This is a genomic window from Embleya australiensis (genome assembly GCF_051903075.1).
In the GTDB taxonomy this organism is placed as follows: Bacteria; Actinomycetota; Actinomycetes; order Streptomycetales; family Streptomycetaceae; genus Embleya.
Genome location: NZ_CP182423.1, coordinates 3,536,099 through 3,560,900, shown reverse-complemented (window position 1 = coordinate 3,560,900; position 24,802 = coordinate 3,536,099). Strand labels below are relative to the sequence as shown.

The following is a 24,802-nucleotide window of genomic DNA, read 5'->3' as shown; positions in this document are numbered from 1 at the left end:
TGCTCCCCCTTGCGGTCACGGCCGGCGATTGACGTAGGTATCGCCGGGAGCGCCACGCCGACAAGGCACTCCCGAAAGGCCATACCCATGCAATCTCCACAGGTCGCCCCCGAACTCCGCTCCTCCGCCGCCGGCGCCGATCGTGCGCCCCTCGTGTTCGACGTGATCATCGCCGGCTGCGGACCGACCGGCGCCATGCTGGCCGCCGAACTGCGGCTGCACGACGTGCGGGTGCTCGTCCTGGAGAAGGAAACCGAGCCCGTATCGTTCGTCCGCATCGTCGGCCTGCACATTCGCAGTCTCGAACTGATGGCCATGCGCGGACTGCTGGATCGCCTGCTCGAACGCGGCCGGCGCCGTCCGGCCGGCGGCTTCTTCGCCGGCATCGACAAACCCGCGCCCCAGGGCCTGGATTCCGCGCACGCCTATCTGCTGGGCATCCCGCAGCCGGTCATCGAGCGGCTGCTCGAAGAACACGCGACCCGACTGGGCGCGCAGGTTCGGCGCGACTGCGCGGTGGCCGATTTCGAGCAGGACGAGGAGGGTGTGACCGTCGAACTGGCCGACGGCGAACGGCTGCGTTCGCGCTATCTCGTCGGCTGTGACGGCGCGCGCAGCACGGTGCGCAAACGGCTCGGCGTCGGCTTCCCCGGCGAGCCCTCGCGAAACGACACGCTGATGGGCGAGATGCACGTGAGCGTGCCGCAGGAGGAGATCGCCGCCAAGGTGAGCGAAATCAGCCGCACCAACAGGCGATTCTGGCTCCGGCCCTTCGGCGAAGGGGTGTACAGCGTCCTGGTCCCGGCCGCGGGCGTCGCCGATCGCACGGAACCGCCCACCCTCGAGGATTTCAGACAACAGCTGCGCGCCATCGCCGGAACCGACTTCGGCGTGCACTCCCCGCGCTGGTTGTCCCGCTTCGGCGATGCCACCCGGCTGGCCGAACGTTACCGCGTCGGGCGGGTGTTGCTGGCCGGCGATGCGGCGCACATCCACCCGCCGACCGGCGGCCAGGGCCTCAACCTGGGCGTTCAGGACGCCGTCAACCTCGGCTGGAAACTGGCCGCGAACATCCGCGGCTGGGCGCCGGACCCGCTGCTGGACACCTACCACAGCGAACGCCATCCGGTCGCCGCGGCCGTCCTGGACAACACCCGCGCCCAGACGGAACTGCACTCCCCCGACCCGGGCCCGCAGGCCGTGCGCAGGCTCCTCACCGAGCTGATGGACATCGACGAGGTGAACCGCCGCCTCATCGAGAAGATCACCGCGATCGACATCCGCTACGACTTCGGCGACGGCCCCGACCTCCTCGGCCGCCGCATGCGCGACATCGACGCAAAGGACGGCCGGCTCTACGCCCTGCTGCGCCACGGCCGCGGCCTACTCCTGGACCGCACCGAACACCTGACCACCGGCGCCTGGTCGGACCGGGTCGACCACGTCGCGGACCCCACCGCGGCCCTGGACGCCCCATGCGTCCTCCTCCGCCCCGACGGCCACATCGCCTGGATCGGCGACAACCAACAGGAGCTGAACACCCACCTCTCCCGCTGGTTCGGCCACCCCGCCCCCTGACCTCGCCCCGACAGCCGAGGCACCCTCACCCGTGGTACTCCGACGCCGAACTCGACCGGTCGGCGGCATCGCCCGCCGACCGGTCGGGTGCGCCGAGTCGTCGGTCGGGGGGCGTGGGTGGGGAAGTTGTGGGGGTGTGTTCAAGCTCTGGTATATCAGACACGCTTAGACTCGGAATCGCGGCGCAGCACGGGGCTCGCCGGGCGAGGGGACGAGCGTGAGCAACCGGATGGGCTCCCAGCCGGCCAACGGGTGGACGCAGACCGACGAATTCCTCTGGTACACCTGCGACATCGTGGCCGATGTCGTCACCGGCCAGGCGGACCGCCGCCCGCTCGTGGCGAGTACGGCCCGAATCGCGCCGGGGGAGCGCGTACTCGCGACCGGGGTCGGAGAGCAGTTCCGGCTGCGCGCCGTGGGCAACGGCAGTTACCGCAGCACCGGGGTGGCCGCGATCGGCAGGCCGGGGTTCGTGGTGGGCGCGCTTGCCGTGAACGCCCTGGGCAACGCGGCGCGGCGCAAGCGTGCGCAGCAGGACACCGTGCCGCGCTGGGTCAACGACGGCGGCGGCGAACTGACCATCACGCACCTGACCGCGTACCTCGCGCATCCCCGCAACCCGCTGAGTCTCGGCTTCACCGGGCTCGACCAGATCGACCTGCCCGAGCCCGGCGTCTTCGAGGCCCGCTACCACGACATGTACGGCAAGGGGTACATGCGCGTGCGCCTCGCCACCCCGTGGGCGTCCCTGGTGTTCGCGCTGGCGGCCCTCGCGGCGTTTCCGTCCCACCCGCGGCTGCTCGGCGGCACGTGGCTCCCGCCGGGGTTCGAGGAGCGCTGCGCCCACTTCGGCCGACCGGTGCGCCCCGCGCAGCGGTTGGTGCTGGAGCGCTAGACGGAACCACACGACGCGACCGCGAGTGCCACCGTGCGCTCGGGTCAACGGAGCCCGCCACCTTCGTCAGCCACGCCGCCGGGACCTCGATCTCGTCGCGTTGCGCGTCGGTCGTCGCGTACCAGCGGGCGTAGGTCTCCTGGACCACGTCCTCGGCGTCGGCGAGCGACCCGAGCAGCGCTCTCCCACGAGCCGGTCCCGGCGCGGCGGCCTCGGCTCGGGTCGAGGCCGCCGCACCGGCGGCACGCCGTGTTTTCAGGGTTTGCGTGCCAGCAGGCCGTAGCAGCCGACGTCCGCCGGGTCCGGGAATTCGGCGTCGGGTTCGGGGTGCCATCGGGAGACGAGTTCGACGCCCGGTTCGAGCAGTTCCCAGCCCGCCGGCACCAGTGCCTCGACCTCGGCGCGGCTGCGCAGCTGCATCGGGATACCCGATTTGCGGTACACGTTGGCGCCGCCGCCGGTGCCGACCGGGTCGAAGTCGCCGGTCAGGTGCGAGAGCACCAGGTGGCTGCCGGAGGGGAGCCGGTCGGTCAACCGGTGTACGAGGTCGACCGGTTTCTCGTCGTCCGGGACGAAGTGCAGTATCGCGAGCAGCATGACCGCGAGCGGCCGGTCGAGGTCCAGGGACCGCACGAGTGCGGGGTGTTCGAGGATGGCGTCCGGGTCGCGGACGTCGGCGTCGATGTATGCGGTCTCGCCCTCGGGGTGGCTGCTCAGCAGCGCACGGGCGTGTACGAGGACGATGGGGTCGTTGTCGACGTACACCACTCGGGAGTCCGGCGCGATCCCCTGGGCGGCGTCGTGCGTGTTGCGGCCCTCGACGGGGATACCGGTGCCGAGATCGAGGAACTGCCGTATCCCGAGCCGGGCGAGGTGCGCGACCGCCCGCAACAGGAACGCCCGGTTCGCCCGCGCGGCGGTACGCGCGTACGGAACCGCGAGCAACGTCTGCTCCGCGGCTTCCCGATCGGGGGCGAAGTTCGTCTTGCCGCCGAGGAAGTAGTCGTACATGCGCGCCGAGTGCGGCTTGGTGGTGTCGATCTCCGGCGGCGTCCAGTCTGCGATGAGAGCCTCCTGCTCGGCTGAGCGCTCGAACCCGGAGTCCATCGAGTCGTCGCCTCCGTTTCGAACCGACCGCACGGGGGCGGCCCCTCGTGCGCGTCCCTTGATCGCATCATGCAATGGGCATGCTACCCGGCCGTCGCACGCTCGTTCCCCTCGGCGTCGCTTCTCTCCGCAGTTCGGGAGGTTGCGGAACGGGCGATCGGGCGATTCGTACGTCAGTACGATGCTGGGGTGACGAGTGACGTGGCGATCGGCCGGCCGACCCGTGCGCAACCGCCGGAGAGGGATGGGGAGTTCCCCGGCACCCGCGGTACCGCGCATGGCGGGATCGGGGCCACCGGGGCCAGGGGTTGGGCCTGGTCACTGGCTCGGTTCGGGTTTCGGGATCGGCCGCCGACGTCGCTGCGTGAGCGGTTGGTGCCGTCGTACACCGACAACAGCGCCTACACCGGCGGCGGCTGGCTGCCGTGCATCCTGGTGACGCTCCTGGCCGGATTCATCCGGTTCTGGAACCTCGGCAAGCCCAAGTCGGTGATATTCGACGAGACGTACTACGCCAAGGACGCCTGGTCGCTCCTGAAACTCGGCTACGAGGGCACCTGGCCCAAGGAGGCCAACGACCAGATCCTGGCCGGCAACGCCGACAGCCTCCAGACCCAGGGCTCCTACATCGTCCACCCGCCCATCGGGAAATGGACGATCGCCCTCGGCGAGCAACTCTTCGGGCTGACCCCGTTCGGGTGGCGCTTCGCCCTCGCCGTCCTGGGCACCCTGTCCGTCCTCATGCTCTGCCGCATCGGCCGCCGCCTGTTCCGCTCCACCCTCCTGGGCTGCATCGCCGGACTCCTCATGGCCCTCGACGGCCTGCACTTCGTGATGAGCCGCACCTCCCTGCTCGACCTCGTCCTGATGTTCTGGATCCTCGCCGCCTTCGGCGCCCTGCTCATCGACCGCGACGACACCCGAGCCCTCGCCGCCCGCATGTTCCCCGACGGACCCGACGCCGCCCGCGCCGCCCGCATGAAACTCGGCCTGCGCCCCTGGCGCATCGTCGCCGGCATCTGCCTCGGCCTGGCCTGCGGCACCAAATGGAGCGGCGTCTACGTCCTCGCCGCCCTCGGCATCCTCACCGTCCTGTGGGACGCCGGCACCCGCCGCGCCTGCGGCGCACGCCGCCCCTACCGCGCCACCCTGCGCCACGACGTCCTCTTCGCGTTCCTGTCCACCGTCGCCATCGCCCTCGGCATCTACATCTGGTCCTGGACCGGCTGGTTCCTCACCGACAACGGCTACTTCCGCCACTGGGCCGACGACCGCGCCGGACTGTCCCCCGACCACGTCCTCGGCATCCCACTCCCCCAGTTCGGCATGACCTGGGTACCCGCACCCCTACGCAGCCTGTGGCACTACCACGCCGAAATGTGGTCGTTCCACACGCATCTGGAGGCTCCGCACGACTACCAGTCGAACCCCTGGAGTTGGCTCGTCCTCGGCCGACCGGTGCTCTACTACAACGAGACCCTGCGGCAAGGCACGGGCGGGTGCGGCGAGCAGGAGTGTTACCGAACCATCATCGCCATCGGCACGCCGATGTTGTGGTGGACCGGGGTGGTCGCGGTCGGCTACCTGCTGTTCCGCTGGGCCGGTCGGCGCGACTGGCGTGCGGGCGCGATCCTGTGCGGCCTGGCCGCCGCCTACCTCCCCTGGATGGCCTACCAGCAACGCACGATCTTCCTCTTCTACGCCGTCGCGTTCGTCCCGTTCCTGTGCCTGGCCGTCACCATGATGCTCGGCGCACTCCTCGGCCCACCCGGAGCCACCGAACGCCGACGCGCCTGGGGCACCGCCGGAGTCGTCGCGATCATCGCCCTGATCGCCTGGAACTTCCTCTACTTCTACCCGATCCTCGCCGGCGAGACGATCGGTCGAAGCGCGTGGCTGGACCGCCTGTGGTTCAGCACCTGGATCTGAGCCGGCGAAGTATCGCCGTCAGCGGGCCCCTTCGACATGCGCCGCCAGATTGGCCAGTGAGGAGGCGATCCCGGCCTCGTGTACCGCCTGATCGATCCCGGCCGGCACGCCCGTGGCAGTGACGGTCACCTCGGTCCCCACACCGGCGGCACCAAGGTGCCAGGTCATCGTCATCGTTCCCGCGGGCACGGTAGACGGCCGCCGGTGACGCCGCGATCACCCGACCAACCCGATCGATCCTGTCCATGCCCCGAGTCCAGGGTTGCCGACCCGGCAGAACATCCGGACGATCACAACAGGCGGGTGGCGCGTAGGAGGTTCCATACCGCCGTCACCCGGAAGCGGTCCTGGAAGGCCACGTATTCGGGTTCGCGCACATGTGGGGCCCACTTGAGTTTGAAGGCTTCCTGGGTCCGCGCCGGGTACAGTTCGCGCCCACGCTTGGTCCCCTGTCGGAGCATCCAACCGAACAGGGCGGAGGCGCTGGGGGGTTCGTGCTCGTCCGCGAGTCCGACGAACGGCGCGAGCCCGAGGTGGAGCCAGCCCGCACCCTCCTCGGTGAAGGTGTTCAACGCGGTGAGGGTAATCAGTTCGTGGGTGCCGACGGGGGCCTGGGGGCGGCGGCGCGACAGGTCGCACAACCACCCGGGGCGGCTTCCCCACACGGGCGCGTACGTGATGTAGGCGACGACTTCCCCTCGGTGCCGGGCCAGGAACGTACGGCGCAATGTCCGGCCGATTCCGCCGTGTTCGCCGACCATGAAGGACAGTTGCCGCACGAGGCGGCCCTTCTCGCGCAGCCACTCGCGGTCGATCCGCTCCAGGGTGCGTCGGTCGGGCACGTCGTCTGATGCCACCTCCGTGACGACGACCCCCTCCCGTCGGGCCCGCGAGACGTTCTGCCGGACCTTGGCGAGGGGTTTGCCGCTCAGCGTGAAGCGGGACAGGTCGATGCCGTAGGCGACGCCGAGTTGGTTCACCGCGAAGCCGCGATCGGCGTAGAGCGCGATGTCGTGCGAGCGCAGCTGAACCGCGGTCAGCACCCTGCGCCTGCCCGGACCGCGTTCGAGCGTGTCCAGGTATTCGTCGAGCAGCGCCCCTCGGTGCGCGGGCGCCGCGAACGGTCCGGTGAACTGGATGTGGTGGCGCCGCCCCGGCAAAAACGCGACGAGCCCCGGGACGCCGCTCCCGTAGTGGTGGCGCGTGCCGGCATTGACCGCCAGGAAGGCACTCGGATGGTCGGCGTGGGCACGCAACATCCCGATCGGGTCCTGCCCGCCCGCCATCGGTACCGCGACCCTGGTCGCCGCCCCGATGCCGCCGCCGGGCGCGGGCTCCCGGCTTCCGCCGGCCACTCCCCGCTGTACCGGCACCACGCCGCTGTTGCCGTCGTCGCCCTTCCCGCTCCCGCGATGCCGGTCGTTCCGGACGGAAGGCGGCTCTTCTGTGCCGAAGGTCATGGCTTCCCCAAGCTGAGGCGGTCGTGTCGTCGTGTCACAGGGACAAACGAGTCGTCCGGAGGTGCTGATACGCCTTCACCGCGAAAAGGCCGGGAGGTTCACTCGTTCCACGTCGCCTACGGGACGGTGGGCGGGCCCCGAAGGGAACCCGCCCACCGCTACGACGTCGACCGTGTACCCGTGTCGGCTACGGCCGGTTCTCGACGGTGACCGACTCGGCGTCCGCGTGCACCACGAGATGGTGCCGCGTGTCGGGTTGGTCGGACAACCAGGCGATCCGGTTCTCCACGTCCACGACGACCCGGGCGGGGTGTTCGCCGTGGGCCCGGGCCACGTGTTCGCGCATCGCCACCTCCTCCGCGTGCAGTCGGGCCGGGGCGCCGGCGGGCAGACCGTAGACGTAGGCCAGCCCGCCGGTGGGCCAGTCGGCCGTCTCCAGGACCGCCCGATCCAGCCGGCTCGCGCCGCCCACGACCTGGGACAGGCTCATCTTCGGCGCGGGTCGGCGTTCCAGGAGGAACGCCCGCCGATCGGCGCCGGATTGCAGTTCCAGCACACTCGGCGGGGACACCATGCTGACGTTGCGGAACGCGGCGCACAGCCGATCCCCCGCCAGCACCTGGAAGTCGACGAACAGCAGATCGCCCTCGGATCCGCCCGGTCGGGCCTCCACGCGCAGTTGCCCCTCGGTGGGGAACGGGGCGAAGAGGTCCATGCGGACCAGGCCGTGCGGATACGGCACCACATTGGGTCCGACCTGCGGGTACGGCAGCCAGAACACCCGATCGGCGATGATGTGCGTCGCCGCGTCGAGCAGCCCGGGATGGGTGAACGTGCCGGGGACGGAACCCCGTTGCGCGTCCAGGATCCCGAAGGCGCCGCCGCTGCCGTAGCCGACCTCGGTGAGGTACCGGAACGCCGGGCCGTGTGGCAACCGATGGGTGAGGTAAGGCAGTTCGGCCCGCTGGGCATCGGTGAGCGGCGGCAACGGAGCCGGCGTGTCGGGTCGGTCGAACGTGATCCTCGCCTCGGCGACGAGTTCGAACCTGGACAGCGCCTCGTTCCGGGCCGGCCGCCACATCAGCAGGCTGGCGTGCACGTCCCGACCCCCATCGGCCATCGGCTCGACCCGGGTGAGCAGCCGGGTGGGGCTCACCACCGGGATCCAGCGTTGAAGGCGCAACTCCCGCAGACCGGTGGCCCGCAGGCCGGTGTACGTACTCGCCGCCTGGAAAAGGTGATCCACCGTGCACATCATCGGCAACACCGGCAATGTCCAGGTGGGACAGTGGTCGAGCACCCACGGATCGGCATCGGGACTGACCACGAACTCGTTTTCGGCCGGGCCGGGTTGCGGCTCCGGAACGAGCGCCGCGACCTCGGCGACCGGCTGAACCGGCTCGATCGGCGGGGCCGGCGGGGCCGGCGGGATCGGCGGGGCCGACGGCGTCGGCAGAGTCGGAGCAACCGAGGCGACCGGTCCCGCCGAGTCCGCCACGAATGTATCCGCCTCCGGTCCATACGACTGTTGGAACATGCCGGCGACTTCCAACAACGCCCGGGTCGCCTGCCGCTGAACCTCCAGGAACAGCAGGTGATTCTCATGCCGGGTGTTCATGAAATGCACATGTGACCTGCCGACGGCCCGCTGGTGCGCACTGAGCGCGGTCGGCACCAGCGTCTCCTCGACCGAACCCACAACCGGCACGGACACCGGAATCGGAGCGGGAGCGGGGGCCGGAGCCGGAGCCGGAGCAGCAGCCACAACCGAACCGGGAGCGGGTCCCGGAGCCACCACCGGCACGGCCACCGCAGCCGGAGCCACCACCGGGCCCGCCGCTCCGCCGATCTCCGCCGCCGGCACCGCCCGAGCCGCAGGCAGCGTCACCAGTTCCCGCGCCGGCCGCGCGTCCTGGAGCCGAAGCACGGTCCTGAGGTCGAAGAACGCGATGCTGGACAACCGCCTGGCAGGCGTCGGCCCCTCCGCCCTTCGCCCCAGGGTCGCCACACCCGTCGCCGCCGGAGCCGTATCCCCGGCGCTCAGCAGGAGTTCGGTCACAGGCGCACCCAGCGGGGCCACGGTCACCTTCGCCCTCGCCAACTCCGCCCGCGGAAACGCCGGTGCCCCCACGGCCGGCACGGTGCGGTGATACAGCGCCACCGCGGCGCACGCCACGCTCAACAGCCCGGCCGCGCAGTGCGGACGACCGAACAGGCCGGAAGGATCCAGCCGATCCGGCCGATCCGCCGGCGCCGACGAAGGATCGAGGTCGCCGACCACCAGGTCGACGGCGCCCGCTCCCGCATCGGCGCCGGCCCCGTCGTCGGCCTGCGGATCGATCACGGCGAGGACGGGGTCGCCGTCCCGACGCGCGTGGTCGAGCCGCTTGAGGGCCAGCACCACGGCCGCGTTTCCCTCGGCTCCGGGCAGCCCGAGGTCGCGGACGACCGACCTGTGCACCACCGTCGAGGCGAGGTCGACGGCGCCCACGAGCGCCGCGTCGCTCGCTCCGCTGCCGATCGCGTCGACCGCGAGGTCGAGCGCCCGGATCCCGGATGCCTCCTCCGCGCAGACCGCGACGCTGGCGTCGGTCAGCCGAAGTTGCGCGCTGATCCGGTTGGCGGCGATGTTGCCCAGGCCCCCGAGGGACCACGGCGGACAGTTCAACGGGTCGGCGACCCGGTCCTCGGAGGATGCCGCGGCCGCCGCCGAGCGGCGCGCGTCCACGGTCGTGCGGTTGTGCCAGACGGAGAACTCGGCGTGCACGGTCGCGCTGCCGACACCCACGAGCACCATGGTGCGCTCGTCGGGCAGGGTCAGCGCGCGGGCCGCGTCGCGCGCGGCCTCCAGGACCAACAGGTGTTCCCCGGAGGTCTGCAGCATGTCGTTGGGCGGCATGCGCAGGCCGTCCACGCGCAGTTCCACCGTGCGCGGCGGCCGCAACCTCGGCTCACCGGTCAGCAGCGCCTCGACGAAGTCGCCGGTGGTGTCGCCGTCTCCGACGCGGGCGCCGAGGCCGACGATCGCCACTTGGTGCCTGCGGCGCCCGGCGGGGCCGGGCACGGCCACGCCGGGGAAGGCGGTCGACGCCCGGTCGGCGGTGTCCCAGGCATCCACGACCAGGTGCGCGTTGACCCCGCCGAATCCGAAACCGCTGACCGCGGCCCGCCGCAGCCCCCGCCATTCCTCCGGCCGGGCCAGTGGCCGCAGCGGTGTGCCGCGCAGGGCCTCGTTGGCGTCGTCGGCACCGACGGTCGGCGGCAGTGTGCCGTGTTCCATCGCGCCCAGCACCTTGAGCAGCGCGGCCCCGGACGCGGCGGTGAGCGGATGGCCGAGGTTTCCCTTGACCGACCCGATCGGCAGATCCGTACGCTCCGCGAAGATCCGGGCCGCGCAGCCCAGTTCCACGGTGTCGCCGACCGCCGTGCCGGTGGCGTGGCACTCCAGCAGCGACACCGTCTTGGGGTCGATCCCGGCGGCCCGATAGGCCAGACTCATCGCGCGTTGTTGCTGACCGCCGTCCGGGACGAGCATGCCGCCCCGGCCGCCGTCGTTGGTCGCCCCGATCCCGCGGATCACACCCAACACGGGTACGTCCGCGGCCAGCGCGTCGTCGAGCCGCATCAGGGCGACCATCGCGGTGCCCTCGGCGGGCACGAGGCCGTCGGCCTCCCGGTGGAAGGGCCGCGACCGCGCAGTGGGGCTCAGCGCCCCGAGCCGGCCCATGCCGTGGCTGATGATCTCGGGTGCGCCGCCGTTCAGCGCCCCGGCGACCATCAGGTCCGCCTGCCGGAAGTGCAGCTTCCGGCAGGCGAGTTCGATCGCGTACAGCGCGGAGGCGCAGGCCGCCTCCAGGACCACCGCGCCGGCCCGCAGCCCGAAGGCCCGGGCCACGAGCTGCGCCGGCAGGCCGAAGCAGAATCGGCTCATCGGGATCGGCGAATGCCGGTCGTGCCGGGGCCACTCGGCCCGGACCTCGGCCGGCTGCGACCGCAGCCAGACGTCCTCGGCGTACGCGACCATCGTCGTCGTCGGGCACGAGATGTTGCCCAGAACCAGGCCTGTGCGTCGGTGCAGCCCGAGCCGATCGACCTCGGCGAGCGCCTGCCGGGTCGCGTGCACGACCCAGCGCACGGTCGGGTCCAGGCCCTTGATCTGCTCGGCGTCGATGGCCAGGCCGTACGGGTCGAAGCGCTCCTCGAACCCGGTGACGTGGCCGAACACCGTGCTCGCCGGGTCGGCCCCGCTCCACTCGGGCCCCGCCGTCGGGCGCCCGATGGAGAACGGGGTCAGCCGTACCGCGCCGGAGACCACGGTCTCCCACAGTTCGGCGGGGGTGTGTGCTCCGGGCAGGACGCAGCCGCGTCCCACGATGGCGATTGCGGGGAAGTCCATGCCCCTCACGCGTCCGTCGAGATCAGGGCGGGCCGGGTCGCGTTCGACAGGTCCGGACGGTAGATCATCTCCACGCCGCCGAGCACGGCCAGGACCTGTTCCGCGCCGTCCTGTTCGATGGTGAGCCAGATGTCGCAGACCGCGTCGTCGGTGCCTTGCTTGACGCTGCGCACGGTGCACTTCACCGGTGTCGTCACGGCGCCGGTCGACACCACGCGCACCTCACGGATGCCCATCGGCAACGACTGCACGCTGGCCGAGGACAGCACCCACAGGCAGGCCGACTGGAGTGCGCCGTCCATCACGAGCGGGTCGGTCTGCCAGGTGTCCTGCGCCCAGCCGAGTTGCCGCGCCCCGATCAGGTCGCACGTCGCCCCGGTGGAGTTCAGCCCGTTGATCGTGTGGATGGCGTGGAAGCTCGGGCCGTGGAAGAGCATCGCTCCGTCGTAGACGGCGCTGCCCGGGTGTACCTCGAAGTTCTCGTCGGCGGGCTCCGGGGCCGGGGCGGTCAGCTTCGCCGCCTCGCCCGGACCCGCGAGGGCCGAGTAGTGCAGCGCGCCGTCGAGGCTCTTGAGTTCCAGGCGCAGCGTGGTGTCGGGGTGGGTGCCGTCGGGACGCACGTGCACCCGCAGTCGGGTCTCCTCGGTCCCGAACTTCTCCAGCGCGATGGTGCGCAGCACGCGCAGGTCGCGGACCAGGAGGGAACCGTTGTCCGGCAGCGCGTCGCGCGCGGCGGCGGCGAACCATTCCAGGACCAGCGCCACGGGCACCACGGGGCGTCCCGCGATGCTGTGGTCGATCAGATACGGGTGGGTGTCGGCGCCGACGACGATCTCGGTGACGTCCGGTTGGTCGGTCGGGTCACCGGTGGGGGCGGCGGTGCCGGCGGCGATCGAGACGCAGACCGGGCCGGGTTGTTCGAGTTCGGTCATGAACGCCTTGACGCCGGCGGCCTCTTCGAGGAGCGGGACGCCGAGTCGGCGGAAGTGCTCGGCGTGTGCCGGGGACACCATGCCGGCCGCCCACGGGCCCCAGGCGACGGCCTTGACCGTGGTCCCCGGGCGGTGCGCCGCCTCGGTCGCGGTGATCTGCTCCATGGCCTGGTTGGCCGCCGCGTAGTCGCACTGCCCCGCGGTGCCCAGTCGTGCGCTGACCGAGGAGAAGGCGCACACCAGGCGCACCGGGTCGTCGGCGGTCAGGTCGAGGAGGGTGCGGAATCCGCGCACCTTCGTGTCGTAGACGGTGGTGAACTGGGCCTCGGTCTTGGCCGAGATGTTGCTGTCGGCGATCACGCCTGCGGCGTGGATGACCCCGGTGATCGGGCCCCAGTCGCGGCGTACCTCGGCCAGAGCCTCGGCGACGCGCTCGCGGTCGGTGGCGTCGGCGGTGACGTAGCGGGTCTCCGCGCCGGCGACGGCCAGCTCGTCCAGGGTGCTGCGGATCTCGCGGGAGGCGAGCACGCGCCCGGAGGCGACGGCGAGTTCGGCCAGGGTCGGGGTCGCGCCGGTGTGCTCGTCGCGGCGGCTGCCCAGGATCTGGCGGATGGCGGTCTCGTCCGCGGCGCCGCGCAGTTCGTCGTCCTCGTCGACGGGGCGGGTCCTGCCCAGGAGCAGGAACTTCGGCCGGTGTGCGCGGGCCAGGGCGAACAGGCACGACGCGGTGATGCCGCGGGCCCCGCCGGTGACCACGACCACGGGGTCCGGCCCGAGGTCGAGCGGCCGGGGCGCGCCCATCGGCTCGGTGGTGCCGCGCAGCAGCGCGCGCGAACCGTCGGCGGCCAGCGCGACGTCGGTGACGTCGTCGCCGTGCAGGAGTTCGGTGGCGATGGCCTGGGCGATGTCCTGCGGGGCGCGTCCGGCCCGGTCGATGTCGATCGTCTTGATCGAGGCGTGGGCCCATTCGTTCGCGGCGGTACGGGCGAGCGCGGCGATGCCCGCGCAGCCCTCGCGACCGCGCACGCCGGAGGTGCCGAACGCGCCGCCGGTGTCCTGGACGACGACCAGTACGCCGCCTCGGCGGTCCATCGCCGAGGCAATGGTGCGCAGGGTCGTGAAGACCTCGCGGGTGGGCGCGTCCGGGTCCTGCTCGGGGTCGATCCCACGCAGGCCGGCGAGGGAGATCACGGCCGTGGAGTCTTCGGTCACGTGGTCGGTGACGGAGGCTTTGATGCCTTCGCGGCGCAGGGTCTCGGCCAGGCATTCGGCGACGCCGGTGCCGTCGTCGGTGATCAGCAGCGGTTGTTCGCGCAGGCCCTTGAGCGCGGCGCCGGCGGCGGCGTCGACGGGTACGAGGCCGGCACCGGTGCGCAGCACCGTGAACTGCGGCGCCTCGTGCTTGCTCTGCGCGGGAATCTGCTCCTGCGGACGCGCGGCCGGCGCGGCGGGGGCGACGACGGGCGCCTGGGGCGGCGCGGGGGTGGCGTCGGGGGTGCGCAGCGAGGTGATCTTCTCGGCGATCGCGGCGATCGTACGCAGCCGGGCCAGGTCGGCCGGGTCCACGTCGGCCTCACCCGGGAAGTGGTCCCGCAACCGGGTCAGGATCTGCACCCGCTTGATCGAGTCCACACCCAGGTCCACCTCCAGATCCATGTCCGGCGTGAGCATCTCGACCGGATAGCCGGTCAATTCCGCCACGATCGCCAACGCCACATCCGCGCCGCTCTCCTGAACCGGAGCCGGAGCCGGAGCCGGAGCGGCGGCCGGAGCGGGAGCCGGCACCAGGGCCTGCGTCCCGGGCTGAGCCTGCGCCCCGGCACCGCCGGGGGCGCGCATCGACGTGATCTTCTCGGCAATCGCGGCGATCGTACGCAGCCGGGCCAGGTCGGCCGGGTCCACGTCGGCCTCACCCGGGAAGTGGTCCCGCAACCGGGTCAGGATCTGCACCCGCTTGATCGAGTCCACACCCAGGTCCACCTCCAGATCCATCTCGGGCGTGAGCATCTCGACCGGATAGCCGGTCAGTTCGGCCACGATCGCCAACGCCACATCCGCGCCGCTCTCCTGAACCGGAGCCGGAGCCGGAGCCGGAACGGCGGCCGGAGCAGGCACGGGAGCGGCGGCCGGAGCCGGGGCGGGCGCGGCCGAGAGGGCCGGTGCCTGGGTCGGGGCCGGAATCTGCGCCATCGCGGGCGGCGCCTGGACCACACTCTGGTGCGCGACGGGCGCGACGGGCGCGACGGGCGGGACCGGAGCCGGAGCGACCGGCGCCGCCGGCGCGGGCGGCCGGGCCTGGGTGACCGGAGCCGGCGCCTGGTACGCCGTCGGCATCGGCGGCGCGGGGCTGATCTCCAGAGCCGGCGGCCGGGCCTCCAGCGCACGCGGGCCCTGGGCGATCGGCGCCGGCATCTCGACCGGGGTGTGCGTCGGCGCGGCCGCGGCTCGCGGCTCGGCTCCGGGCCGCCAGGCCATCAGCGCGTCGAGCGAGGTCCTGGCCAGGTCCAGGTAGGAGGCGTGACTGGCCGAGGTCGTGCTCTGGTAGGCGCTGTGCGCGTCGCCCGCCTGGCGCTGGACCTCCAGGAACGCGTGCAGCCAGGCGCCGGAGGCGGTCACCGGCGACCAGGTGGACCCGGACGAGGTGACGTCGTGCGCCGTCGGCGTCTCGGCCGGCGGGTCGTAACGCACCGGCACGGCAGGGGCCGGCTGTACCGGAACGGGCGCCGGCACATAGGCGGGCGCCGGTGCCGGCGCCGGTGCGGCAGCCGCGAACTGCGCAGGAGCCGCAGCGACAACCGGAGCCGCAGTCGGAGGCGCGGCCACAGCCGGAGCCGCGACCGGCGGCGCCGCCTGCACCCGAGCCGGCGGCGGCGCCTGTGTGACGGCGAGCGGCGCCGGCGGCATCGGCCGCGCGGCGGCGACCGGCGGCGCCGGGCTCGTCGTCGCGGCGGCCGGCGGGAACCCGGTGCCCGACTGGTGGACCACGGGCACGGCGGGGGTGCTCTCGCGGTGGCCCACATCGGGGTTGGGACCGGAGATGGGGATGGTCATACCCGTCCTTGTCAGCGATGGCGAAGGAGTGCTCGAGGTGAACGAGGCCCACAGTGGGGCGAAGTCCAGGGGGCGACCGGCGACGGCCAGCGCACCCAGGACGCGGTGCAGTGCGGTGAGTCCGGATCCGCGGGTCTGGTCCGCGCTCAGCGCGAGGTGGGGCCGATCCGCGAGGATCCTGCCGACCAGCCCGGTGAGTACGGTGCCGGGGCCGGCCTCGACGAACGTACGGACGCCGTCGTCGTGCATGGCCAGGATCATGTCGGCGAACCGCACGGAGGAGGTCACGTGGTCGTGCAGCACGGTGCGGATCGCGGACGCCTCGCCGGGATACGGCCGGGCATCGGCGTTGCCGTAGACGGCCATGCGCGGCGTCGCGAACTCGTACCGCTCCAGGGTGGGTCGCCACCCGGTGGTCGCGGACTGGAGCAGCGGGCTGTGGAAGGCGCAGGAGACGGCGAGCCGTTGGGTCCTGATCCCCTGCTCCTGCGCGCGCTTCTCCACCTTGGCGATCGCGGATTCCGCTCCCGAGACGACGTGCTGCGTCGGGGAGTTGTAGTTCGCGACCCAGGCTCGGCGGATGCCGCGGACCAGGTCGTCCGCCTCCTTCGCGGAGGCGGTGACGGCGAGCATCGCGCCCGATACCTTGCCCGCGTCGCGCAGGAGTTCGCCGCGGGCCCGGGCCAGGGCCATCAGGGTGTCGTCGTCGTAGACGCCGGCCGCGTGCAGCGCGGAGAGTTCGCCGAAGCTGTGCCCCGCCACGCAGTCGGGCTCGAAGCCGACCGCGCGCAGGATCTCCCGCATCGTCAACGCATGGGCGGCGAGCGCCGGTTGTGCGCATTCGGTGGCCTTGAGCCGTTCGGACTGCGTACGTTCGCCGGCCTTGTCCACGGCCGGCGGCGGGAAGACGAGGCGGTGCAGCGGGTGTCCGTCGATCTCGAAGCCGGCCAACCGGTCCCACGCGGCGAGCGCGAGCGGCTGGTGCAGCACGACGTCCATGCCCATCTCGGGGTACTGGCTGCCCTGCCCCGGGAACAACAACGCGATCTTGTCGGTCGAGGCGGGGCCGCACGCGTAGCGCACGCCGCCGGGCGTGTTGAAGGCCGCCCGGGCGTCGGCCGCGATCCGTGCTCGCGCGTCCGCCGCCTGGGCCCGGAGGTCGTCCTCGTCGCGAACGACCAGACACAGCCGGTGGGTTGCCGCAACGTCGAAGGCGAGTTGGGTACGGCGCGCCAGGTCGGCCGGCGGCGCGGTGTCCGCGGCCAGCGCGTCGAGCGCCGTGACCAGCGCGGGGCCGGAGTCGGCGCTCAGCAGCAGCAGTTCGCTGGGCGCGCTGCGGGTGTACCGCTCGCCCGCCGGGGCGGTTTCCGCCGTCCGGTGCTCTTCGAGGGTGACGTGGAAGTTGGTTCCGCCGAAGCCGAAGCTGGAGACCGAGGCCCGCCGCGGGTGGTCGGTGCCGCGGATCCAGGGCCGGGTCCGGGTGCTCAGGTAGAAGGGGCCCTTCTCCAACTCCAGGGCGGGATCGGTGCGGTCGGCCTTGATCGTGGGCGGCAGGATCCGGTGGTGCAGGGCCAGGGCGGCCTTGGCCAGTCCGACGGCGCCGGCGGCGGTCCGAGTGTGGCCGATCTGCGACTTCACCGATCCGAGGGCGCAGCGCGCGATGTCGGTCGGGTCGCCCGTGCCGAACACCTCCTGGAGGGCCGTGACTTCGGCGGTGTCGCCGGCCTTGGTTCCGGTGCCGTGCGCCTCGATCAGCTCCACCGTCGCGGGGCTGTAGCCCGCGCTGGCGTAGGCCCGGCGCAGCGCGCGGACCTGCCCGGCGACGGCGGGGGCGTAGATCGAGGATCCGCGTCCGTCGGAGGAGGTGCCCACGCCGCGGATCACCGCGTAGATCCGGTCGCCGTCGCGTTCGGCGTCGGCCAGGCGCTTGAGCATGACCATGGCCACGGCCTCGCCCAGGAGGGTGCCGTCGGCGTCGGCGGAGAAGGGCCGGCACTCGCCCGACGGGGACAGCGCCGGGGTCTTGCTGAAGCAGGTGAACCCGAAGGCGTCGCAGAGCGGGTCCACGCCACCGGTGATCATCATGTCGGCGCGGCCGAGGGTGAGTTCGTCGATGGCGGCGCTCATCGCGGACAGCGAGCTGGCACAGGCCGCGTCGGTGGTGTAGTTGCTGCCGTGCAGGTCGAAGTGGCGGGCGACGCGACCGGCGATGACGTTGGTGAGCATGCCGGGGAAGGAACTCTCCTTCCACACCGGATACGAGGCGGCGATGGCCTCGCACAGCTCGTCGGCCTGGGCCTCCGGCACGCCGCGCGCGAGCATGACCCGGCGCCAGGTGGGCCGCTGGGACCGGAAGGACATGCGAAAGGCCAGCTCGGTGGGGCTGGCTCCCAGGATGATGCCGGTGCGTTCTCGCAGCGTCTCGGACGGGCCGTCGTCGCCGCAGGCGTCGCGCAGTACCCGTTCGGCCGCGACCAGGCTCAGCAGTTGTGCGGTGTCGGTGGCGTCGATCGTGGACGGTGGGGTACCGAAGGCCAGCGGGTCGAACTCCACCGGCGACATGAACGCGCCACGCTTGCCGTAGGTCTTGTCGGGGGCGGTGGGGTCGCTCGAATAGTGATCGCTGACGAGCCAGTGGGTGTCCGGCACGTCTCGGATGAGGTCACGGGCGTGGACCACGTCGCGCCAGAACCCGCCGACGTCCGAGGAACCGGGCAGCAGGGTGCTCAGGCCGACAACGGCGATGGGTGGTTGGGAGGGACGGGAACTCTCGGGCACGGGACTCCTTGCGATATGCGAGTCAGAGGAGTTCATGGGCGTGGACGGTGAACGCCTGAGGGGGCAGGTCGACACCGTGGCTGCGCAACTGCTGCGCGCGGGTGAGCACCGTCGCGCCTTCCATGAGATTGCGGGCGATCTGCACCACGGACAGGTTCGCGGGATCGGCGAGGAATCCGTCCTTGCGCCAGTCGTTGAACGCGCCGACCGCGGGGCCGCACCAGATCTGATAGTCCACGCTGCGGTCGGCGACCCCGGTGGTCGCCCAGGTGCTGGACATGCCCAGGTACCAGCGGAACACCAGCGCCATGCGGTGTTTGCCGTCCACGGCCGCGCGGTCGGCCTGCGCGGGCTCCCTGCTGCGCCAGAACTCCTCGGTTTGGGACCACACTTGCGCCACCGGCTGCCGGAACATCTCGCGTTCGAGTCGGGCGATCTGCGCCGGCGGGATGTCCTCCAGCGACTCGTGGTCGCGGTACAGCTGGAAGAGTCTGGAGGCCCGGGCGGCGAACATCGTGCCGCGGCTGAGGACCTGTACCTTCGAGCCCATCTCGAACATGTCCGCGGACGGCGCCATGGCCACGTCCATCGTGTCCGCGGCCTGGAGCATCGTGCGGGCCCGGTCGGAGGTGTCGGCCTCCAGGCTGAGCTGGTTGACCGATCCGGTCACCACGTACGCGGCGCCCAACGCGAACGCGGCGGCGACGGCGTGCGGGGTGCCCAGGCCGCCGGCCGCGCCGATCCTGGTGCGCGGCACGATGCCGTGCCGGTGGGCGACGGTGTCGCGCAGGGCCAGGATCTGCGGGAGCGCGGTGGACAGCGGCCTGCCGTCGGTGTGCCCGCCGCTGTCGGACTCCACGGTCAGGTCGTCGACCATCGGCACGCGGGCGGCGAGGGCCACCTCGTCGGCGGTCAACAGGCCCTGGGCGAGCAGTTCGTGCAGCAGCTCGGGGGGTGCCGGTGCGAGGAACTGTTCGGCGACCTCGGGCCGGGAGACCTTGGCCATCATCATCCGGGGACGCACGATCCGGCCGTCGGCGCGCATCTGCAGGCCCGCCGCGCAGCAGTGCACGAGGGCGCGGGTGACCTTGCTGAACGCCGACACGGACACGCACCGCACGCCGTGTCGGATGGCGAGGGCGGCGACCTCGTCCTCCCACGCGGGCGAGTGCGGGTTGTGGATGATGTTCACCCCCCACGGGGCGTGTTCGGGCAGCCTGTGGCGCAGTTCCTCGATCGCCCGGCGCACCGCGTCGATCGGTAGTCCGGCCGCTCCGAAGATGCCGAGCAGGTCGGCGCGCGCCATCGCCTCGACCATGGCGATGCCCGCGATGCCCTGGGCCATCTCACCGGCCACGTAGGGGAATCGCACGCCGTGGTCGGTGGTGAACGAACGATCCCCGAGCCATTCGGGATACAGCGGGGAGAGTGTGCCGACGACTTCGCAGCCGTCGACGGGCGCGTCACCCAGGACGGCGCCGGTCACGGAGTCGGACAGGCGCCGAACGATCGTGGCCATGCTCCGCGGTTGGCGAAGCACGGCCAGGAGACCGTCGGCGGTGGGATCCGACACGTCACGACGAGGTGATGCCTGCAGTCCGATGGTCATGAGCGGTTTCTCCTGTGGCCTTTCGGAAAGGGTGTCGGAGTCGGGTTTCGTCGACCGTCAGAGAATCCCGTGCGTGCCGGCCAGGAGATAGGCCATGTCGACGGTCGTCCGGGAACAGGGTCCGCCCAGGACGCGGCGCGCGTTGCGGTCGTCGAAGACCCGCGTGTGCCGAAAGTACGCGGCGAACCCGGCGTAGCTGTGAAAACGCTGCTCGGCCGGGGAGAGCCTTTCGGGAAGCTCGGGCCGGAGGACGATGCGGATCGGGGCAAATTTCTCGAAGAGTTCGATGAGCGTCGTGGCGGAGACGTCGTCCGGGTGGACGATGTGGTATGTCTCCGCGTCCGTGGACCGGTGTTCCGCGGCGATGCTCACGATGGCCTTCGCGGCGTCCTCGACGGGGAGGCAGTTCAGCCGCGCGTCGACCTGTCCCTGCATGTGGATGACCGGCCGCAGACCTCGTGGAATGGAGAGTCCGGCGATGCCCCTTTCGATCGTCGAGGCACGCAGCAGCGCGCTGATGGTCTGAAAGGGGTGCGCCGGGAGTCCCGGGGTCGGGGGCCGGTCGGTGAGGAGAATGCTGGGTCGCATGACCAGTGCCGGCATTCCGCTTTCCCGGGCCCATCGGCCGACCAGGGATTCGGCGTCGCACTTGGACCGCTCGTATTCGTTCTCGAAGCCGTAGGTGTCGATCAGGTCGGCTTCGGCGACGGTGCCCGAGCGTCGGGCGCCGGCCACGAACGCGGTGCTGACATGGCAGAACGGCGCGCCGTGCGGGCTCCTTGCGGCGATGTCGAGGAAGTTTTGCGTTCCGTTGACATTCACCGGCCGGATCGCGCGGGCACCGGTGTTGAGATCGATGTTTCCGGCACTGTGGAGGAACATGTCGGCGCGCCGGACGAGTTTTTCCACCCGGTCGTCGGGGAGGCCGAACAGGGGACGCTCGATTTCGATGTCCAGTTCGTCGGCGCGGCGCCTAAATTTCCGAATGAAATCCGGTGTCTCCCCCAGTCGGCCGAGGGCGTGCGAGATTCGGTCGATGGCGCTCGTACTGCTGCGACGTGAGAGCAGCGTGACGGAGCAATTCCGATTCACGAGTTCACGAACGAGCCGCAGACCCAGGAAACCGGTGCCTCCGGTCAATACAACCTGCACGGTCTCATTCCTCTTCTCGTGGAACCGATGGCCGGCTATTGAGACGTCGATACTATCCATGCGCGGGTGCTGGAAAAGTCCACGCCCCGGCGCGGGAAGTCAGATTCACCGGTATGGGCTAGTTCCGAGCCGGGGTGTCGATGGGCATATTTGTCCACTCGCTCGCCGGTCGAACACATCCGATTCTTATACATACGATTTATTGCGGTGCGGCGGCCGCGGCCGGCAATAGCGAGTTGCGGTCCGTATGCGCGGTACCCTCGCTTGCGGTGCGAACAATTCCTCCGAATATCCGTGGACGCGGCGGACCGTCGCGACAGGATTCGCCCCTGCCCGGCCGCCCGACGCGATGGCGGCCCGGAGTCCGCCGTGCCCGCGCCCGAGCCCGTGTTCCCCGCACCCGAGCCCGGTTCACGGGCGTCCTCGCCCATCGCACAGACGACGTCGTCCTGGGAGGACACACACAATGCTCGACACCATCCCGGTCCCACCTCCCGAACACGAGACGCCGGACCCGCCCGGCGACCCGCTGGGCCGCCTCGCCGGGCTGTGCGTACGGCACCGCCGCCCGCTCCTGGCCGGCGCGCTGATCGTCCTGCTCCTGGCCGCCGTCGTGGTCGCCGGCGCCAAGGACCGCTGGTCCAACGGCGGTTTCACCGCGACGGGGACCCGGGCCGCGGAGGCCGAGCGGGTCGCCGCCCGATACGGGGCCGACGCCGCGGACCTGGTGTTCTACATCCGCGCCGACAAGCCGGTGGACGACGCCGAGGTCGCCGAGGCGGGCCGGCGGATCACCGCGCTGGTCGCGGGCCGACCGGGCGTGGACGCGGCGCAGTCCTACTGGACCACCAACTCCCCCCTGTTGCGCTCGCGCGACGGCAAGGGCGCGCTGATCCGCGTCGACCTGGCCGGGAGCGAACGCGACGGCGCGGTCGCCTCGCGCGCCCTGGTACCGGCCGTACGCAAGGCGGCGGCCGGTCTGCGGGTCGACGCCACCGGGCCCGCGTGGTTGAACGCGCAGGCCACCGACGAGTCCGAACGCGACCTCGAACGCGGGGAGTTGCTGGCGGCGCCGCTGACCATGATCATCCTGTTGCTCGCGTTCGGGTCGTTGACCGCGGCGGCGATCCCGCTCGCCATCGGCGCGGTCTCCGTGGCCGGGGCCCTGGCCGTCCTGGCCACCCTGACGCTCACGATGCCGATCACCGTGTTCGCGATCAACATCTGCGCGGCGCTGGGCTTCGCCCTGTCCGTCGACTACGCCCTGTTCATCGTGACCCGCTATCGCGAGGAACTCTCCCGGGGCGTCGAGTCGCGCCGGGCCATCGTGCTGAGCATGGCCACCGCCGGGCGGGCCGTGCTGTTCTCCGCGGCGACGGTGGCGCTGTGTCTGTCCGCGCTGTTCGTCTTCCCGCTGGAACTGCTGCGCTCGTTGGCGTGGGCATCGATCCTGGTGGTGGGCATCTCGTCGCTGACGTCCCTGCTCGTACTGCCCGCGCTGCTCGCCGTGTTGGGACCGCGCCTGGATCGACTGGACCCGTTCCGGCGTTTGCGGCGCGGGCCCGGACGGGTGGGCGGCGGCAGCCCCGCCTGGCGCCGCATCGCCACGCTCGCCACCGCCCGGCCGATCCTGTGCGGAGGCACCGCCGCGCTCCTCCTTCTGGTCCTGGCGCTGCCCTTTCTGCACGCGCGGTTCACCACCATCGACGAGAAGATCCTGCCGACGAGTTCCGAACCGCACCGCGCCGCGCAGCTGTTGCGCGGCGACTTCGTCGACCCGCCCGAGCGAATCATCCCGGTGATCCTGCCCCGGGCGAACGCGGCGACCGACGCCCCGGCGATCGACGCCTACGCCCGACGGTTGTCCGCACTGCCCCACGTCACGCACGTGATCGCCGACACCGGCGACTACCGCGCGGGACTGCCCGTCCGGACACCGGAGTTGCCCGCTTCACAGCCGGCGGAGGCCGCCGCCGACGGTACGACGAGCGTGGTCGTGCGCCCGGCCGCGCCCCCGGAGCCGGCCCACCCCGCCGTCGTGGGCAGCGTGCTGCGTGTGGTCGGCACGGACGACAGCCAGTCGCCCGACACGGTCGCGCTCGTCCACCGGTTGCGCACCCTGCCCGCCCCGCAGCCCCACCTGGTCGCGGGCAAGGCGGCCGAGTTGACCGACACCAAGCACACCCTGCGCGAGGCACTCCCCTACGGCGCCGCGATCATGCTGGTCGGCACCCTGGTCATGCTCTTCCTGTTCACCCGCAGCGTGCTGGTACCGATCAAGGCGGTCGTGATGGGCCTGCTCAGCATGACCGCGAGTCTGGGCGCCATCGTCTACGTCTTCCAGGACGGTCATCTGCGGTGGCTGGTCGGCGACTTCACCACCGGCGGCACGCTGGAGACCACGATGCCGCTGCTGACCCTGGCCATCGCGTTCGGCATCTCCGTGGACTACGAGGTCTTCCTCCTGGCCCGCATCAAGGAGGAGTTCGTGCGCACCGGCGACAACACCCGGTCGATCGTCTTCGGGATCGAGCACACGGGTCGACTGTTCACCGCCGCGGCGCTGATCGTCGCCGCCACCATGGTCGCGCTCACCATGTCCCACGTCACCCTGCTCAAGACGGTCGGCGTCGGCCTCGCGGTCGCGGTCGTGGTGGACGCCACCGTCGTCCGCGGCGTCCTGGTCCCGGCCCTGATGCGACTCACCGGCCGGGCCAACTGGTGGGCGCCCTCGTGGTCGTTGCCCCGACGCCCCCGTGACACCGGCGCGAAGTTGCCCGACGCCCGTACGGAGGCCCACCCCGAACTCGTCGGCCAGGCCGCCGACTCCGCCGCCGACGGGGCCGACCGACCCGCCGGCTGACCGCCCTCGCGGGTGCTGGGTCGAAACGGCAAATCGTCCGACCCACAAGGCTGTTCGGATATCACGTGCCGAAAGTCGCGCCATTACCCGTTCGGCCGATCGTGTTTCCGGCCGGGCTCCCCCGAGGGCATAGAGTCTCCGCGATCGGCCGGCATTCGCCGAACGCAACCGACCCCCGCCTTTTCGCGTAGTTCGCGTAGGACGAATCGAGAATCGCCTGTGGAATCCATCTGCCGCCCGCTCGGCACTCGCTCTCCGCGTCCGGACCTGGTCACCTATACACCCCGACCGCACGCACCGGTGCGGATGTTCACCATCCCCTATGCGGGCGCGGACGCGACCATGTTCGCGTCGTGGGTGGATTACCTGCCGGATTCGGTGGAGGTGACGGCCGTACGACTTCCCGGTCGCGGCGCACGTACGGGCGAGGTATCACTCACCGACCCCGCCCAATTGAGCGCGATGGTCGCGGAACTCGTGCTGGAATCCGACGACGGCCGGCCGTACGTCTTCTTCGGCCACAGCATCGGCGCGATGATCGCCTTCGACACCGTGCGCGAGCTGCGCCGATGCGGTCACCGGATGCCGTCGTTGCTGGCCCTGTCGGCCGTGCCGCCGCCTCAGGGCGGCGCGTTCGCGCGCGCGTGCCAGCCGATCCTGATCTCGGACCAGCCCTGGCGGCAACTGGGACTGACCGACCTGCTGCCGCCCGAGGTGTTTCGCGACCAGGGCTCGATGGCGGCCTTCGGGCCGCCCATGATGGCCGACCTCCTGTTGGCCCTCCAGCACCGCTACGTCCACGAGGCGCCGTTGGATTGTGTGTTGAGTGTCTTCGGTGCCCGCGACGACACCCTGGTCGCGGTGGAATCGTTGTCGAATTGGCAGGAACAAACGACGCGGCCCCTGCGACTGCGCACCTATCCCGGCGGCCATCTGTACGTGCACGAGGCATTGCCGAGTCTGCTGACCGACCTCTCCACCGATCTGCGCTCCACCGTCGGCGCCTTCTCCTGAATTTCGGCGCCGATGTCCCCTCATCCACGTGCGGTCGA

The 24,802-nt window shown here is 71.4% G+C and carries 12 protein-coding genes and 1 pseudogene; 5 read left to right on the top strand and 8 right to left on the bottom strand.

Annotation, left to right across the window (positions count from 1 at the left end; genetic code table 11):
* Positions 1-87: 87 nt before the first annotated feature.
* Entirely contained in the window at positions 88-1,578 is a 1,491-nt protein-coding gene (rox, locus tag ACMXN5_RS45615; RefSeq protein ID WP_439680763.1) for a rifampin monooxygenase, read from the top strand.
* Between the two features lie 217 nt (positions 1,579-1,795).
* Complete coding sequence (locus tag ACMXN5_RS45610) at positions 1,796-2,473, top strand: hypothetical protein (protein ID WP_439680762.1); 678 nt, start codon at positions 1,796-1,798, stop codon at positions 2,471-2,473.
* A gap of 115 nt (positions 2,474-2,588) precedes the next feature.
* Here ACMXN5_RS45610 and ACMXN5_RS45605 read toward each other — a convergent pair.
* Together ACMXN5_RS45605 and ACMXN5_RS45600 are read right to left on the bottom strand one after the other, a co-directional pair.
* Positions 2,589-2,807 (bottom strand): annotated as a pseudogene (locus ACMXN5_RS45605) (hypothetical protein); the annotation flags it as partial.
* A complete protein-coding gene (locus tag ACMXN5_RS45600; protein ID WP_439680761.1) occupies positions 2,729-3,580 on the bottom strand; it encodes an SAM-dependent methyltransferase in 852 nt (283 codons plus the stop codon). The gene ACMXN5_RS45600 and the pseudogene ACMXN5_RS45605, both read right to left, overlap by 79 nt.
* Before the next feature lie 189 nt (positions 3,581-3,769).
* Between ACMXN5_RS45600 and ACMXN5_RS45595 the strand changes: the two genes are divergently transcribed.
* Positions 3,770-5,509 (top strand): dolichyl-phosphate-mannose--protein mannosyltransferase, encoded by a 1,740-nt coding sequence (locus tag ACMXN5_RS45595; RefSeq protein WP_439680760.1) that lies wholly within the window; start codon positions 3,770-3,772, stop codon positions 5,507-5,509.
* Positions 5,510-5,527: 18 nt separating this feature from the next.
* On the opposite strand, the gene ACMXN5_RS45590 is transcribed toward ACMXN5_RS45595, so the two are convergent.
* The 6 genes from ACMXN5_RS45590 to ACMXN5_RS45565 all read right to left on the bottom strand — a co-directional run bounded on the left by ACMXN5_RS45590 (position 5,528) and on the right by ACMXN5_RS45565 (position 20,887).
* Positions 5,528-5,683 carry an SRPBCC domain-containing protein gene (locus ACMXN5_RS45590; RefSeq protein WP_439680759.1) on the bottom strand — a complete coding sequence of 52 codons (156 nt, stop codon included), beginning with the start codon at positions 5,681-5,683 and terminating at the stop codon, positions 5,528-5,530.
* A 116-nt stretch (positions 5,684-5,799) separates the two neighbouring features.
* Positions 5,800-6,969: a phosphatidylglycerol lysyltransferase domain-containing protein gene (locus ACMXN5_RS45585; RefSeq protein WP_439680758.1), complete on the bottom strand. Its 1,170-nt coding sequence runs from the start codon at positions 6,967-6,969 to the stop codon at positions 5,800-5,802.
* A 187-nt stretch (positions 6,970-7,156) separates the two neighbouring features.
* Positions 7,157-11,365, bottom strand: a complete 4,209-nt coding sequence (locus ACMXN5_RS45580; protein ID WP_439680757.1) for a beta-ketoacyl synthase N-terminal-like domain-containing protein — start codon at positions 11,363-11,365, stop codon at positions 7,157-7,159.
* Positions 11,366-11,370: 5 nt separating this feature from the next.
* A complete protein-coding gene (locus ACMXN5_RS45575; RefSeq protein ID WP_439680756.1) occupies positions 11,371-18,126 on the bottom strand; it encodes an SDR family NAD(P)-dependent oxidoreductase in 6,756 nt (2,251 codons plus the stop codon).
* Positions 18,127-18,148: 22 nt separating this feature from the next.
* Positions 18,149-19,735 (bottom strand): PfaD family polyunsaturated fatty acid/polyketide biosynthesis protein, encoded by a 1,587-nt coding sequence (locus ACMXN5_RS45570; RefSeq protein WP_439680755.1) that lies wholly within the window; start codon positions 19,733-19,735, stop codon positions 18,149-18,151.
* Positions 19,736-19,792: 57 nt separating this feature from the next.
* The gene (locus ACMXN5_RS45565; RefSeq protein WP_439680754.1) at positions 19,793-20,887 is read right to left on the bottom strand and encodes an SDR family oxidoreductase; all 1,095 of its coding nucleotides are present in this window, start codon (positions 20,885-20,887) and stop codon (positions 19,793-19,795) included.
* Between the two features lie 466 nt (positions 20,888-21,353).
* On the opposite strand from ACMXN5_RS45565, the gene ACMXN5_RS45560 reads away from it, so the two are divergent.
* Together ACMXN5_RS45560 and ACMXN5_RS45555 are read left to right on the top strand one after the other, a co-directional pair.
* Positions 21,354-23,750, top strand: a complete 2,397-nt coding sequence (locus tag ACMXN5_RS45560; protein WP_439680753.1) for an MMPL family transporter — start codon at positions 21,354-21,356, stop codon at positions 23,748-23,750.
* Between the two features lie 219 nt (positions 23,751-23,969).
* Positions 23,970-24,764, top strand: coding sequence for a thioesterase II family protein (locus ACMXN5_RS45555; protein ID WP_439680752.1), 795 nt, complete (start codon positions 23,970-23,972; stop codon positions 24,762-24,764).
* Positions 24,765-24,802 lie beyond the last annotated feature (38 nt).

Excerpts from the sequence above, each read along its gene's own strand:
- rox (WP_439680763.1), top strand. The coding sequence starts at position 88 with ATGCAATCTCCACAGGTCGCCCCCGAACTCCGCTCCTCCGCCGCCGGC.
- ACMXN5_RS45600 (WP_439680761.1), bottom strand. The coding sequence starts at position 3,580 with ATGGACTCCGGGTTCGAGCGCTCAGCCGAGCAGGAGGCTCTCATCGCA.
- ACMXN5_RS45590 (WP_439680759.1), bottom strand. The coding sequence starts at position 5,683 with ATGACGATGACCTGGCACCTTGGTGCCGCCGGTGTGGGGACCGAGGTG.
- ACMXN5_RS45585 (WP_439680758.1), bottom strand. The coding sequence starts at position 6,969 with ATGACCTTCGGCACAGAAGAGCCGCCTTCCGTCCGGAACGACCGGCAT.
- ACMXN5_RS45580 (WP_439680757.1), bottom strand. The coding sequence starts at position 11,365 with ATGGACTTCCCCGCAATCGCCATCGTGGGACGCGGCTGCGTCCTGCCC.
- ACMXN5_RS45570 (WP_439680755.1), bottom strand. The coding sequence starts at position 19,735 with ATGACCATCGGACTGCAGGCATCACCTCGTCGTGACGTGTCGGATCCC.
- ACMXN5_RS45560 (WP_439680753.1), top strand. The coding sequence starts at position 21,354 with ATGCTCGACACCATCCCGGTCCCACCTCCCGAACACGAGACGCCGGAC.